The organism is Thauera phenolivorans (assembly GCF_001696715.1).
Taxonomy (GTDB): domain Bacteria; phylum Pseudomonadota; class Gammaproteobacteria; order Burkholderiales; family Rhodocyclaceae; genus Thauera; species Thauera phenolivorans.
Genome location: NZ_MBFM01000001.1, coordinates 301,165 through 314,199, shown reverse-complemented (window position 1 = coordinate 314,199; position 13,035 = coordinate 301,165). Strand labels below are relative to the sequence as shown.

At 69.3% G+C, this 13,035-nt stretch carries 13 protein-coding genes and 1 pseudogene; 5 read left to right on the top strand and 9 right to left on the bottom strand.

All coding sequences use genetic code 11. From position 1 onward, the window contains the following. Both yjgA and mog read left to right on the top strand, forming a co-directional pair. On the top strand, positions 1-428 hold a 428-nt coding region (gene yjgA / locus BB334_RS01465), incomplete at its 5' end, for a ribosome biogenesis factor YjgA (protein WP_068804386.1). Then, on the top strand, positions 425-1,015 hold the full coding sequence (gene mog, locus BB334_RS01460) for a molybdopterin adenylyltransferase (protein WP_068803618.1): 591 nt from the start codon (positions 425-427) through the stop codon (positions 1,013-1,015). The genes yjgA and mog, both read left to right, overlap by 4 nt. 24 nt (positions 1,016-1,039) lie before the next feature. On the opposite strand, the gene BB334_RS01455 is transcribed toward mog, so the two are convergent. Together BB334_RS01455 and msrP are read right to left on the bottom strand one after the other, a co-directional pair. Further along, positions 1,040-1,723 (bottom strand): protein-methionine-sulfoxide reductase heme-binding subunit MsrQ, encoded by a 684-nt coding sequence (locus BB334_RS01455; protein ID WP_068803616.1) that lies wholly within the window; start codon positions 1,721-1,723, stop codon positions 1,040-1,042. A 15-nt stretch (positions 1,724-1,738) separates the two neighbouring features. After that, positions 1,739-2,674, bottom strand: a complete 936-nt coding sequence (msrP, locus tag BB334_RS01450; protein WP_068803614.1) for a protein-methionine-sulfoxide reductase catalytic subunit MsrP — start codon at positions 2,672-2,674, stop codon at positions 1,739-1,741. A 186-nt stretch (positions 2,675-2,860) separates the two neighbouring features. On the opposite strand from msrP, the gene aroG reads away from it, so the two are divergent. Then, complete coding sequence (aroG, locus tag BB334_RS01445; protein WP_068803612.1) at positions 2,861-3,946, top strand: 3-deoxy-7-phosphoheptulonate synthase AroG; 1,086 nt, start codon at positions 2,861-2,863, stop codon at positions 3,944-3,946. Positions 3,947-4,025: 79 nt separating this feature from the next. Next, a complete protein-coding gene (dinB, locus tag BB334_RS01440) occupies positions 4,026-5,120 on the top strand; it encodes a DNA polymerase IV (protein ID WP_068803610.1) in 1,095 nt (364 codons plus the stop codon). Here the strand turns inward: dinB and BB334_RS01435 are convergent. From BB334_RS01435 to BB334_RS01410, 6 genes are all read right to left on the bottom strand, one after another. Continuing rightward, the gene (locus BB334_RS01435; protein WP_068803608.1) at positions 5,108-5,563 is read right to left on the bottom strand and encodes a periplasmic heavy metal sensor; all 456 of its coding nucleotides are present in this window, start codon (positions 5,561-5,563) and stop codon (positions 5,108-5,110) included. The two genes, dinB and BB334_RS01435, sit on opposite strands and share 13 nt — an antisense overlap. Beyond that, entirely contained in the window at positions 5,560-6,039 is a 480-nt protein-coding gene (locus tag BB334_RS01430; protein WP_068803606.1) for a hypothetical protein, read from the bottom strand. The genes BB334_RS01435 and BB334_RS01430 overlap by 4 nt, the downstream gene beginning before the upstream one ends. Beyond that, a complete protein-coding gene (locus tag BB334_RS01425; RefSeq protein ID WP_068803604.1) occupies positions 6,029-6,601 on the bottom strand; it encodes an RNA polymerase sigma factor in 573 nt (190 codons plus the stop codon). Before BB334_RS01425 ends, BB334_RS01430 begins: the two co-directional genes overlap by 11 nt. 30 nt (positions 6,602-6,631) lie before the next feature. Continuing rightward, positions 6,632-7,126, bottom strand: a complete 495-nt coding sequence (locus BB334_RS01420; protein WP_068803602.1) for a hypothetical protein — start codon at positions 7,124-7,126, stop codon at positions 6,632-6,634. Between the two features lie 192 nt (positions 7,127-7,318). Continuing rightward, positions 7,319-8,647 (bottom strand): NAD(P)/FAD-dependent oxidoreductase, encoded by a 1,329-nt coding sequence (locus BB334_RS01415; protein WP_068803600.1) that lies wholly within the window; start codon positions 8,645-8,647, stop codon positions 7,319-7,321. 176 nt (positions 8,648-8,823) lie between these two features. After that, positions 8,824-9,375, bottom strand: a complete 552-nt coding sequence (locus BB334_RS01410) for a cob(I)yrinic acid a,c-diamide adenosyltransferase (RefSeq protein ID WP_068803598.1) — start codon at positions 9,373-9,375, stop codon at positions 8,824-8,826. Between the two features lie 144 nt (positions 9,376-9,519). Here BB334_RS01410 and alaS point away from each other — a divergent pair, with 144 nt between their 5' ends. Continuing rightward, a complete protein-coding gene (alaS, locus tag BB334_RS01405; protein WP_068803596.1) occupies positions 9,520-12,141 on the top strand; it encodes an alanine--tRNA ligase in 2,622 nt (873 codons plus the stop codon). A gap of 139 nt (positions 12,142-12,280) precedes the next feature. Here the strand turns inward: alaS and BB334_RS01400 are convergent. Next, positions 12,281-13,035: pseudogene (locus tag BB334_RS01400) on the bottom strand (phosphomannomutase/phosphoglucomutase); the annotation flags it as partial.

Sequence of the window (13,035 nt, the reverse complement as noted above, 5' to 3'; positions counted from 1 at the left end):
TGCCCGAAAACCTCTACGAGGCGATTCGTGCCGCGCAGGGTTTCAAGATGGAGGCCCGCCGCCGCCAGCTGCAGTACATCGGCAAGCTGATGCGCAACGTGGATCCCGCGCCGATCCAGGCCCAGCTCGACGTATTCAACGGCAACTCGGCTGCCGAGGTGGCGCGCCAGCACCGCCTCGAGCGGCTGCGCGCGGACTACCTCGAGGACGAGAAGGTCCTCACCACGATCGCCGACACCTGGCCGGGCGCCGACCTGCAGCACCTGCGCAACCTGCGCCGAAACGCCTTGAAGGAGCGCGAGCAGGGCAAGCCGCCGAAGGCCTTCCGGGAGCTGTTCCGTGTGCTGCGCGATCTCGAGGCGCAGGCCTCGGGCAGTGAGGCGCCCGACGAAGCATCCGACCCCGACCGCGAGGAAGACGAGGAATGAGCGACACCATCACCATCGGCCTGGTCTCCATCAGCGACCGCGCCTCCGACGGCAGCTACGAGGACCAGGGCATCCCGGCACTCACCGAGTGGCTGGGCCGCGCGCTGCGCTCGCCGTGGCGCGCCGAGTCCCGCCTGATCCCCGACGAGCGGGCGCTGATCGAGCGCACCCTGCGCGAGCTCGCCGACGAGGCCGGCTGTGCGCTGATCCTCACCACCGGCGGCACCGGGCCGGCGCCGCGCGACCTCACGCCGGAGGCGACGCTGGCGGTGGGTGACAAGGAGATGCCCGGCTTCGGCGAGGAGATGCGCCGCATCAGCCTGAACTTCGTGCCAACCGCGATCCTGTCGCGCCAGGTCGCGGTGATCCGCGGCAAGAGCCTGATCGTCAACCTGCCGGGGCAGCCGAAGTCGATCCGCGAGACCCTCGAGGGTGTGCGCGATGCCGCCGGCGAGGTGAGCCACGTCGGCATCTTCGCCGCGATTCCCTACTGCATCGACCTCATCGGCGGTCCCTACGTCGAGACCGACGAGGCGGTGATCAAGGCCTTCCGGCCCAAGCACGCGATCCGCAAGCCGGCGGTCTGAAGCCGGGCGCGGCCGCGCCGCCGATCACTTGCCCATCGGCACGATGCGGATCGTCTTCTTCTGCAGGTGCCGGGCCGGCGGCGGCGCGGCGAGCTGGCGACGCCGTTCCTGTTCGCGCCACCAGGCGCGGGCTCCGAGGAGGGCGGCGAGGATGAGTGCGTACACCAGCGGCTCGAGCACGTCGGCCTTCACCAGCCACCAGAAGTGGATCACCCCCATGATCGCGATCGCATAGACCGAGCGTTGCAGGGCCTGCCAGCGCTTGCCGCCGAGGCGTCGGATGGCGAACGCGTTGGAGGTCGCCGCCAGCGGCAGCAGCAGCACGAAGGCGGCGAAACCGACGGTGATGAAGGGTCGATCGAGGATGTCGGCAGCGATCGACCGCCAGTCGAAGAACTGGTCCAGCCACAGGTAGGTCACGAAGTGCGCCGTGCCATAGGCGAAGGCGAACAGGCCAAGCATGCGGCGCAGTCGCAGCAGCCAGTGCAGCCCGGTCAGGCGCCGCAGCGGCGTCACGCACAGGGTGATCAGCAGCAGACGCAGCGTCCATTCTCCGCTGGCGCGAGTGATCGTCTCGATCGGGTTGGCGCCGAGCGCATCGGCACGCCAGCCGAGTGCGAGCTGGGCCGCCGGCAGCAGGCACAGCAGGAATACCGCCAGCTTGATCGCCGCCAGCTGGGCGGCGCTCGGGGCGCGCAGCTTCTTCACTTGCAGCCTCCGAGATCAGAAGTCGGCGCGCAGGTCCATGCCCTGGTAGAGGCTGGCGACCTGCTCGGCGTAACCATTGAAGGGCAGCGTGGGCCGCTTGCGGAACTCACCGATGCGGCGCTCGCTGGCCTGGCTCCAGCGCGGATGCGCCACCGCCGGGTTGACGTTGGAGTAGAAGCCGTACTCCTGCGGCGCCGCGAGGTTCCAGGCGGTCGCCGGCTGCTTTTCGACGACGCGGATGCGCACGATCGACTTCGCGCTCTTGAAGCCGTACTTCCACGGCACCACCAACCGCACCGGAGCGCCGTTCTGCGGCAGCAGCGGCTCACCGTAGAGCCCGAGCGTGAGCAGGGTCAGCGGATGCATCGCCTCATCAAGGCGCAGGCCCTCGGCATAGGGCCAGTGCAGCACCGGCCGGCGCAGCATGATCTCGGGGTCGTAATGGGTGAGGAACTCGGCGTACTTCGCGCTCCCGAGCGGCTCGACCTGCTTGAGCAGGGCGGCGAGCGGGAAGCCGTTCCACGGGATCACCATCGACCAGCCTTCGACGCAGCGCATGCGGTAGATGCGTTCCTCGAGGGGGGCGAGCTTGAGCAGTTCGTCGATGTCGAAGGTACGCGGCCTGCCGACCAGACCCTCGACCTGCAAGGTCCACGGCCGCAGCGCCATCTTGCCGGCGTTGCGGGCGGGGTCGCCCTTGTCGGTGCCGAACTCGTAGAAATTGTTGTAGCCGGTCACTGCGTCGAGCTTGGTCGGCGCTTCGTCGGTGCTGAACGGCGAAGGGAGGCTGCCGAGCGAGGCGGCGCGCGCGCGAGGTATTGCGGCCGGCCACAGCGCCGCGCCGGCGGCGAGGCCGAGGCCGGCGCGCAGCACGATACGGCGACGGTCGTCGAAGACGGCGCGCGGAGTGATCTCGGAAGGGAGGATGTCGGGGGCGGGCTTGATCAGCATGGGGGAATGGTAAGCGAGTCGGTCGGGTTTCGGCGCAGGCTGCAGGCGCGGCGCCACACAGTTCTATGAGTGTCGGTGCGGCAGTTCGGTTCATTACCCCGGGGCCGTGGCTTGCGCATTGCAGCAACGGTGCCCGCAGTTCGGCTATTATCGAGAGCTTCCAACGGCTTACCGCAGAGCTTCACCATGCCCGCTTCCATGAAAATCCATATCGACGACGTCCGCATCAAGGAAATCAAGGAACTGCTGCCGCCCGCCCACGTGCTGCGCGAGTTCCCGGCGAGCGAGAAGGCGGCCGAAGTCGCCTTCGAGGCACGCCAGGCGATCCACCGCATCCTGTATGGCGCCGACGATCGCGTGCTGGTGGTGATCGGGCCGTGCTCGATCCACGACCCCGAGGCGGCGATGGAGTATGCGCGCAAGCTCAAGGTCGAGGCCGACCGCCTGCAGGACGACCTGCTGGTCGTGATGCGGGTGTACTTCGAGAAACCGCGTACCACGGTGGGCTGGAAGGGGCTGATCAACGACCCCGGCCTCGACAACAGCTACCGCATCAACGACGGCGTGCGCCTGGCACGCAAGCTGCTGTGGGAGATCAACGAACTCGGCCTGCCCGCCGCCACCGAGTTCCTCGACATGATCACGCCGCAGTACATCGGCGACCTCATCGCCTGGGGCGCGATCGGTGCGCGCACCACCGAAAGCCAGGTGCACCGCGAGCTCGCGTCCGGGCTGTCCTGCCCGGTCGGCTTCAAGAACGGCACCGACGGCAACCTGCGGATCGCCGCCGACGCGATCAAGGCGGCGCAGGCGCCGCACCATTTCCTGTCCGTCACCAAGGCCGGTCACTCGGCGATCGTGTCGACCCGCGGCAACGAGGACTGCCACGCCATCCTGCGCGGCGGCAAGGCGCCCAACTACGATGCCGCCAGCGTGGATGCTGCCTGCAGGGAGCTCGCCGCCGCCGGCGTGCCGTCCAAGCTGATGATCGACTTCTCCCACGCCAACAGCCGCAAGCAGCACCGCCTGCAGATCGACGTGGCACGCGATGTGGCGGCCCAGCTCGCCGCCGGCGACGACCGCATCATGGGCGTCATGGTCGAGTCCCACCTCAAGGAAGGGCGCCAGGACCTGCTTCCGGGCAAGGCACTCGAATACGGCAAGAGCATCACCGACGCCTGCATCGGCTGGGAGGACAGCGTGGACGTGCTCGACATCCTCGCGGAGGGCGTGCGGATGCGACGGGTTGCGCGGGCGGCGGAAACCGAGTGAGCCGGAGGCGGACCGCCTGCGGATGCCGGGCCGCCTGATCCGCTAGCGGTCGCTGCGAACGCGCCGGGGCCGACGCGCCATGCGCAAGATCATCCATTGCGACTGCGACTGCTTCTATGCCGCGGTCGAGATGCGCGACGATCCTTCGCTCCGTGGTCGCCCGCTGGCGATCGGCGGGCGGCCTGAGGAGCGCGGAGTCGTCGCCACCTGCAACTACGAGGCGCGCGCCTTTGGTGTGCATTCGGCGATGTCGAGCGCGCGCGCGCTGCAGCTGTGCCCGCAGCTTCTGTTGCTGCCGCCCGACTTCACCCGCTACCGCGAGGCCTCACGCCGCATCCTCGCCATCTACCGCGACTACACGCCGCTGGTCGAGCCGCTGTCGCTCGACGAGGCCTATCTGGACGTCACCGGTGTCGATCGCTGCCGCGGCTCGGCGACGCTGATGGCACAGGAGATCCGTGCCCGCATCCGCGCCGAGGTCGGCATCACCGCCTCGGCCGGCATCGCCCCGAACAAGTTCATCGCCAAGGTCGCGAGCGACTGGAACAAGCCCGACGGGCAGTTCCTCGTTACCCCGGCGGAGGTCGACGCCTTCGCCGCCGCGCTGCCGGTGAAGAAGATCTTCGGCGTGGGCAAGGTCACCGCGGCCAGGCTGGCGCAGCTCGGCGTGACCACCTGCGGAGACCTGCGCAGCTGGCGCCTGGCCGATCTCGCGCACGAGTTCGGCGCCTTCGGCGCCACCCTGCACCGGCTGTGCCGTGGCATCGACGAGCGCCCGGTGCGCCCCGACCGCATCCGCAAGTCGCTGTCGGTGGAGACCACCTACGCCCACGATCTGCCCGACCTCGCCGCCTGCAGGGCGGCGCTGCCGGCGCTGATCGAGGCCTTCAGCGGGCGTTTTGCGCGCGCCGCCGAGGCGCGGCCGGTGCACAAGGCGGTGGTGAAGATCAAGTTCGACGATTTCAGCCAGACCACCGTCGAGTGCGTGTCGACAGCGCCCGACGATGCGGTGTGGCACGGCCTGCTCGATGAAGGCTGGTCGCGCCGGCGACGGCCGGTGCGCTTGCTGGGCGTCGGCGTGCGCTTTACCGAGGCGGCCGGCGAGGTGACGGAGGCGGTGCAGTTTTCGCTGTTCGATCCGCCTGCCCCGGAGGGGGAAGTTCAGCGCGCGTGAAGCTCTTCCAGCGGCGAGGGCTCGCCCGGCTGCCGTCGTAGCAGGTCCGCCAGCCGTGCCAGCTGCTCGCGGTCGAGGATCTCGCGCTCGGCCAGCAGCTGGGCGATCAGCAGGCCTTGTTGCTCGCCCTGGAGGCGGGCGATCGCGGCGCGTTCGGCTTCGATCAGGGCAGGATCGACCGTGTCGGCGAAAATCGCGTCGATCAGTGCGGCGCGGTGGCGGCCGATCTGCGCCGATGCGGCCGCGAACTGGGCCATGAAGGGCTGTTCGGCGACCCGCCAGCGCGACAGCTGATCGGGGCGCAGCGCGAGGTGGGCGGGGAGCGAGGGCGGCGCGCCCTCGTGTTCTTGCTGCCGCCATGCGCCGACGCCCACCGCAGCGGCGACGCCGAGGTTGAGCAGCACGGATAGCAGCAGGGCAAGGCGCAGCGTCGTCGCTTTCATCGGGAAGTCTCCATGCCGAAGCAGGTCGCCGGCGGGCAGAGGCCGCCGGGGGCGATCGGGTCGAACACCGCCATCGCGACGAGGCGTGGTTCGCGCGCGCTGCGGGCGGGCTGCTCGAGCAGCAGGGTTCCGAGTTGCAGGCCGAGCGCCAGGGCGGTGGCTGCGCCGACGGCTGGCATCAGCAGCCCGCGCAGACCGGACGGGAAAAGCCGGTCGCGCAGGCGTGGCCGGGAAGCCGGGCCTGCGCTGGTCTGCGCCCGCAGCCTCGCCTCGATGACGTGGCCGAGATCGAAGTCGGGGGATTCCTGCGGCAGGGTGGCGAATTCGGCGCGCAGCGCGCGCAATTCGGCCAGCGCCGCACCGCACAGGGGGCAGTGACGGGCATGTGCGAGCAGCGTCAGGCGGGCCTCGGCGGCGATTTCGTCGTCGACCAGCGCCGACAGCGCGATCATGCGCGGGCAGTCCTCATCCCTCATGCCGTTCTCCTGTGGTGTGCCGCAATAGCGCGAGCAGCGCTGCGCGCGCGCGCGCGAGGCGCGATTTCACCGTTCCTTCGGCCACGCCGATCAGGGCCGCGATCTCGGTGTAAGACAACTCCTCGACTTCGCGCAGCAACAACACCTCGCGCTGCTCGAACGGCAGTCGGCGCAGCGCGCGATCGAGCACGACGCCGCGCTGGCGGCCGGCCCAGAGCTCGTCGGGGCCGGGGGCGGGGTCGCTGAGCGGCAGACCGTCGTCGAGCGGCGCGAATTCGACCAGCTGGCGGCGGCGCAGGGTGTCGAGCGCGGCATTGCGCGCGATCTGCAGCAGCCAGGTGGCGAAGCGGGCCCGCGGGCGCCAGCCGGGCAGGGCCTGCCAGGCTTTGAGGAAGCTGTCCTGCGTCAGCTCCATCGCCTCCTCGCGCGATCCGGTCAGCCGCAGGATGAAGCGGAACACCCGCTGCTGATGCAGGCGGACGAGGGCGGCAAAGGCGCTCGGGTCGCCGCGCTGCGCGCGCGCAATCCAGCCCGCTTCGTCCGCCGCGGATGCATCGTCCATTCCCCGTTCGCCCGCCTCCCGTTGCCGTGCTCAGTGATCGCGCTCGATCGGCGTCCACCCGGGATGATCGAAATAGCGGCCGTAGTCGTCCAGTGCGCTCACCAGCCTGGCCGCGCCCGCGCTGCGGTCGGTGACGGCGGTCTTGCCGGCGAGCAGGTCCGCGGCTTCGCCCAGCTCGGCGATGATGCCGTGCAGGACTTCGTCGGCCTGCGGCGTGAGCTTGCAGTTGGCGACGATGTAGGCAACCTGGGCCTCGACGGCCCCGCCCAGCGCTTCGGAGGCGGCGGGCGCCAGGGTGCCCGCATGGACCGCCGGCAACTCGCGCTCGACGCTGGCGCGGATCTTTTGCATGCCCTCGCGCAAGGGGGCGTCGGTCTGCCACTTGTGGCCGGCGGCGTCGAGTTTCAAAGCCGGCGCGTGGCTGTCGTGCTCGTGCGACTCGCCGGCGGCGAGGCCTGGGCCGGCGACGGCGGTGAACGCGAGGGCGACAGCAGTCAACAGCGTGGCGAGGGGTTTCCGTTTCATGGCCTTGTTCTCCTGGATGGTGTCGGCGGCCGGCGGCGGGGGCGGGGTGCAGCCGCCGCGGCCGTCCTGACCAATGAAACGAACTGCGGGCGAATTCGTTCCGTCTTTCGTGAAAGACAGCGCGGAGAGGGGGCGGTCATGCCGCCGAGGCGTCGCAGGCGCTCGCCGCCACAACGGGGCGTGCGCGCGGCCTCAGTGAAGCTTGACGTGCGGCTCGGTGCGTCGGGTGATCATCCGCGCCACGGTGTCGAGGCCGACCTTGGTCCAGCCATGCAATGCGAGTTCGTGCATCTTGTACAGCGAGGCGTACATCAGCTTGGCGAACAGGCCCTCGATCATCATGTTGTCGCCGACCAGGCCGCCCATCATGTTGCCGACGGTGCTGAACTTGCCGAGCGACACCAGGGAGCCGAAGTCGCGGTAGCGGTAGTCGGTCAGCGGTTTGCCCTCGAGCCGCCGCTTGATCTGGCCGAGCATGTGGCTCGCCTGCTGGTGCGCGGCCTGGGCCCGCGGCGGCACGAAGCCGTTGTGCTCGGGCCAGGGGCAGGCGGCGCAGTCGCCGATCGCGAAGACGTTGTCGTCGAGCGTGGTCTGCAGGGTCTGCTTCACCACCAGCTGGTTGATGCGATTGGTCTCGAGGCCGTCGAGGCGGGTGAGGAATTCAGGCGCCTTCACCCCGGCCGCCCACACCACCAGCTCGGCGGGCAGTACCCGGTCGTCGCTCAGGCGCACGCCCCCGGGCAGGACCTCGGCGACCTTGGCGCCGGTGTGCACCTCGACGCCGAGCTTGGCGAGCAGGGCTTCGGTGGCGGCCGACAGACGCTCGGGCAGCGCCGGCAGCACGCGCGGCGCGGCTTCGATCACCGAGACCTTGATGTCCTTGTCGGCATCGACGCGGTCGAGCCCGTAGGCGACCAACTCGCGCGTCGTCTGGTGCAGCTCGGCGGCGAGCTCGACGCCGGTGGCGCCGGCGCCGATGATCGCGACCTTGAGTTGTTCCGGGCGCAGCGGCGTCTGCTGGGTGTGGGCGCGCACGCAGGCGTTGACCAGCCGCAGATGGAAGCGCTGGGCGTCGGCCGGGGTCTCGAGCTTGAGCGCATGCTCGCGCACGCCGGGGGTGCCGAAGTCGTTGCTCTGGCTGCCGACCGCGATGATCAGGGTGTCGTAGGCGAAGCTTCGCGCAGGCGTCACCTCCTTGCCGTCGGCATCGAGGAAGGGCGCGAGCTTGACCTGCCGGTCGGCGCGGTCGATGCCGACAAGCTCGCCGATGCGGAAGCGGAAGTGGTGCCAGTGCGCCTGCGCGAGGTAGCCGACCTCGTGCTCGCTCATGTCCATGCTGCCGGCGGCGATCTCGTGCAGCTTGGGTTTCCAGATATGGGTGCGGGCGCGGTCGATCAGGGTGATCTGTGCCTTGCCGCGGCGTCCGAGCGTGTCGCCGAGTCGAGTGGCGAGCTCGAGCCCGCCGGCGCCGCCGCCGACGATGACGACGCGATGCGCCGACTGAGCAGATTGTGCGTTCATGAGCGTTGTCCCCTTGCATGCACGGCTGCACCGGGGACGCGGATGCGACCCCCGGTGCAGCGATGCGGCTCCGTTTCTTGCCGGGCAAGATAACAGCAGGGTGGGAACGCTTCTATCCAGTCCGAGCAAGGCGGCTTGCAGGAAATGGATAGTCGGGCCGCAGGGCTCCGGCTGGCTCAGGCGTTCTTGCGCTTCTGCCAGAGCACGTCGCCGCTGCCGCCGGCGCGATTGAGCACCCGGCCGAGCACGAAGAGCAGATCCGACAGCCGGTTGAGGTACTGGCGCGGCCCGTCGTTGACCGCTTCTTCGAGCGCCAGCGCCACCAGCGCGCGCTCGGCGCGGCGGCACACGGTGCGGGCGTGATGGGCGAGCGCGGCGGCGCGGGTGCCGCCGGGCAGGATGAAGTCCTTCAGCGGCTCGAGCGGCTCGTTGAGGCGGTCGAGTTCGGCCTCGAGGTGGTTCACCTGCTTCTCGCTGATCATGTTCATGCCCGGGATGCACACCTCGCCGCCGAGGTCGAACAGGTCGTGCTGCACGTCGGTCAGCAGGGCGCGCACGTCTTCGGGCAACTCCTCGCACAGGAGCAGGCCGATGATCGCATTCGTCTCGTCGACCTCGCCGAGCGCATGGATGCGCAGGCTGTTCTTGGAGACGCGCTTGCCGTCGCCGAGGCCGGTGGTGCCGGCGTCGCCGGTGCGGGTGTAGATCTTGGAGAGGCGGTGTCCCATCGTGTGTCCCGGTTGTTGGTTGACGTGAGCGTCAATTATAGGCGAAAGCCCGGAGGCGGCCGCGCAGTCGCTCCGCGGCCTCGTGATAAACTTGGGCATTCGCCGGCAACCCGCGGCATTCGTCCAGAAAGAACGCCAAAATCCATGAAATCCGCTGAAATTCGCGACAAGTTCCTGAAATTCTTCGAGTCGAAGGGGCACCAGATCGTGGCCTCGAGCTCGCTGGTGCCGCACGACGATCCGACGCTGCTGTTCACCAACGCGGGCATGAACCAGTTCAAGGATGTCTTCCTCGGTTTCGACAAGCGGCCCTACACGCGCGCCACCACCTCGCAGAAGTGCGTGCGCGCCGGCGGCAAGCACAACGACCTCGAGAACGTCGGCTACACCGCGCGCCACCACACCTTCTTCGAGATGCTGGGCAACTTCAGCTTCGGCGACTACTTCAAGCGCGACGCAATTCGCTATGCCTGGGAGCTGCTCACCGAGGTCTTAAGGCTGCCGAAGGACAAGCTCTGGGTCACCGTGTATGCCGAGGACGACGAGGCCTACGACATCTGGACGAAGGAGATCGGGGTGCCCGCCGAGCGCGTGATCCGCATCGGCGACAACAAGGGGGCGCGTTACGCTTCGGACAACTTCTGGATGATGGGCGACACCGGCCCCTGCGGTCCGTGCACCGAGATCTTCTACGACCACGGCGAGCATATCTGGGGCGGCCCCCCGGGATCGCCCGAGGAAGACGGCGACCGCTACATCGAGATCTGGAACAACGTGTTCATGCAGTTCAACCGCGACGAGCAGGGCGTGATGCATCCGCTGCCCAGGCCCTCGGTGGACACCGGCATGGGCCTCGAGCGCATTTCGGCGGTGCTGCAGCACGTGCATGCCAACTACGAGATCGACCTCTTCCAGGCGCTGATCAAGGCCGCTGCGCGCGAAACCTCCGGCGCCGATCTCGACTCGCCCTCGCTGAAGGTGCTGGCCGACCACGTCCGCGCCTGTTCCTTCCTGATCGCCGACGGCGTGATTCCGGGCAACGAGGGCCGCGGCTACGTGCTGCGCCGGATCATCCGCCGCGCGATCCGCCACGGCTACAAGCTCGGCGCGCGCGCCGCGTTCTTTCACCGGATGGTGCCCGACCTCGTCGCCGAGATGGGGGCGGCCTATCCGGAGCTGAAGGAGGGCGAGCGCCGCATCATGGACGTGCTGCGCCAGGAGGAAGAGCGCTTCTTCGCCACCATCGAGAACGGCATGGCGATCGTCGAGGGCGAACTCGCCGCGATGGCGGCTGCGGGCAAGCAGGTCTTCGATGGCGACACCGCCTTCAAGCTGCACGACACCTATGGCTTCCCGCTCGACCTCACCGCCGACATCTGCCGCGAGCGCGAGGTGACGGTGGACGCCGCCGCCTTCGACGCCGCGATGGCGCGCCAGAAGGAGCAGGCGCGTGCCGCCGGCAAGTTCAGGATGGCCGCCAACCTCGAGTATGACGGCCCCGCGACCGTCTTCCACGGCTACGAGCTGCTCGAGGAGAAGGGCAACATCCTCGCGCTGTACCGGGACGGTGCGCCGGTGAACGAGCTGCTCGAGGGCGAGATGGGCGTGGTCGTGCTCGATCACACCCCGTTCTACGCCGAATCCGGCGGCCAGGTCGGCGACCGTGGCGAGCTGCGCGGCGCGGCCGGCATCTTCGGCGTCGAGGACACGCAGAAGATCCAGGCCGCGGTGTTCGGCCATCACGGCGTGGTGCGCACCGGCAGGCTGGCGGTCGGCCAGGGTGTCGCCGCCCGGGTGGACGTCGCCGCGCGCGCCGCCACCGCGCGTAATCACTCGGTCACCCACCTCATGCACAAGGCCCTGCGCGAGGTGCTCGGCGCCCATGTTCAGCAGAAGGGCTCGCTGGTCGATCCGGACAAGACGCGATTCGACTTCGCCCACACGGCGCCGATGACCTTGGAGGAGATCCGCGAGGTCGAGGAGATCGTCAACCGCGAGATCCTTGCCAACGCCGCCACTCGCGCCGAGGTGATGGCGCTCGACGCGGCGCAGCAATCCGGCGCGATGATGCTGTTCGGCGAGAAGTACGCCGACGTGGTACGGGTGCTGTCGATCGGGTCGTCGAAGGAATTGTGCGGTGGCACGCATGTGGCGCGCACTGGCGACATCGGGCTGTTCAAGATCGTGAGCGAGGGCGGCGTCGCCGCCGGCATCCGCCGCGTGGAGGCGATTACCGGCGAGAACGCGCTGCGCTATGCGCAGGAGCAGGAGCGCCGGGTGCACGGCATGTCGGCCCTGCTCAAGGTGCAGCCCGACGAGGTCGCCGAGCGGGTGGCCGGCATCCTCGACAACGTGCGCGCGCTGGAAAAGGAAGTCGCTCGTCTCAAGGGCAAGCTCGCCGCCAGCCAGGGCGACGAGCTGCTGAATCAGGCGGTCGAGGTCAAGGGGGTGAAGGTGCTCGCCGCGACGCTCGAAGGTGCCGACGTCCCCACGCTGCGTGACACCATGGACAAGCTCAAGGGCAAGCTCAAGTCGGCGGCGATCGTGCTGGCGGCGGTGGGCGAGGGCAAGGTGAGCCTGATCGCCGGCGTCACCGCGGACCAGACCGGCAAGGTGAAGGCGGGCGAGCTGGTCAACTTCGTCGCCCAGCAGGTCGGCGGCAAGGGCGGCGGTCGTCCAGACATGGCGCAGGCGGGCGGCACCCAGCCGGAGAATCTGCCTGCAGCACTGGCGGGGGTGAAGGCCTGGGTCGACAGCAGGCTCTGAGCGTCCGAGCCGCGCGGGCGCGCGGCGTTTCCCTCCTTGCGGCCTCCGGCGGCGCTCGCGCTTTCGGGGGCCGACGTCTTTCCGGACCGCCTTTTCGGTCGGCGCGCGACGCTTCGCCGCGCGCCGGGCTGGCGCTTCCTCAGAAGGGCAGGGTCAGGCCCGGCCACACGCCGTCGATCGCCGCGCGGAAGGCGGCCTGGATGCGGGCGAGCGCCGCCTCGTCGTCGGCCTCGAAGCGCAGCACCACCACCGGCGTGGTGTTGGAGGGGCGGGCGAGGCCGAAGCCGTCGGGATATTCGACGCGCACGCCGTCGATCGTGACGATCTCGTCGGCGCCGTCGAAGCGGGCGGCCTCCCTGAGCCGCGCGACCAGCGCGAAGGGCTCGCCCTCGGCCATCTTCAGGTTGAGCTCCGGCGTGCTCACCGCGTCCGGCAGCGCCTTCAGCGCGGCATTGGCGTCGGAGCGCGCGGAGAGGATCTCGAGCAGGCGGGCGCCGGCGTAGAGGCCGTCGTCGAAGCCATACCAGCGCTCCTTGAAGAACATGTGGCCGCTCATCTCGCCGGCGAGCGGGGCGCCGGTCTCCTTGAGCTTGGCCTTCACCAGCGCATGCCCGGTGTTCCACATCGTCGGCCTGCCGCCGCGCTCACGGATCCAGGGCGCGAGATTGCGGGTGCATTTGACGTCGAAGATGATCTCGCCGCCCGGCACGCGGGTGAGCACGTCTTCGGCGAACAGCATCAGCTGGCGGTCGGGGAAGATGATCTCGCCGTCCTTGGTGACCACGCCGAGGCGGTCGCCGTCGCCGTCGAAGGCCAGCCCGAGCTCGGCGTCGGTATCGCGCAGGGCGCGGATCACGTCCTGCAGGTTCTCCGGCTTGGAGGGGTCCGGGTGGT

What these genes read in the sequence shown, in the direction of transcription:
- BB334_RS01425 (WP_068803604.1), bottom strand. Translation starts at nt 6,601, where the DNA reads ATGGACGATGCATCCGCGGCGGACGAAGCGGGCTGGATTGCGCGCGCG.
- BB334_RS01420 (WP_068803602.1), bottom strand. Translation starts at nt 7,126, where the DNA reads ATGAAACGGAAACCCCTCGCCACGCTGTTGACTGCTGTCGCCCTCGCG.
- BB334_RS01410 (WP_068803598.1), bottom strand. Translation starts at nt 9,375, where the DNA reads ATGGGACACCGCCTCTCCAAGATCTACACCCGCACCGGCGACGCCGGC.
- aroG (WP_068803612.1), top strand. Translation starts at nt 2,861, where the DNA reads ATGCCCGCTTCCATGAAAATCCATATCGACGACGTCCGCATCAAGGAA.
- dinB (WP_068803610.1), top strand. Translation starts at nt 4,026, where the DNA reads ATGCGCAAGATCATCCATTGCGACTGCGACTGCTTCTATGCCGCGGTC.
- BB334_RS01430 (WP_068803606.1), bottom strand. Translation starts at nt 6,039, where the DNA reads ATGAGGGATGAGGACTGCCCGCGCATGATCGCGCTGTCGGCGCTGGTC.
- BB334_RS01435 (WP_068803608.1), bottom strand. Translation starts at nt 5,563, where the DNA reads ATGAAAGCGACGACGCTGCGCCTTGCCCTGCTGCTATCCGTGCTGCTC.
- msrP (WP_068803614.1), bottom strand. Translation starts at nt 2,674, where the DNA reads ATGCTGATCAAGCCCGCCCCCGACATCCTCCCTTCCGAGATCACTCCG.
- alaS (WP_068803596.1), top strand. Translation starts at nt 9,520, where the DNA reads ATGAAATCCGCTGAAATTCGCGACAAGTTCCTGAAATTCTTCGAGTCG.
- BB334_RS01415 (WP_068803600.1), bottom strand. Translation starts at nt 8,647, where the DNA reads ATGAACGCACAATCTGCTCAGTCGGCGCATCGCGTCGTCATCGTCGGC.
- mog (WP_068803618.1), top strand. Translation starts at nt 425, where the DNA reads ATGAGCGACACCATCACCATCGGCCTGGTCTCCATCAGCGACCGCGCC.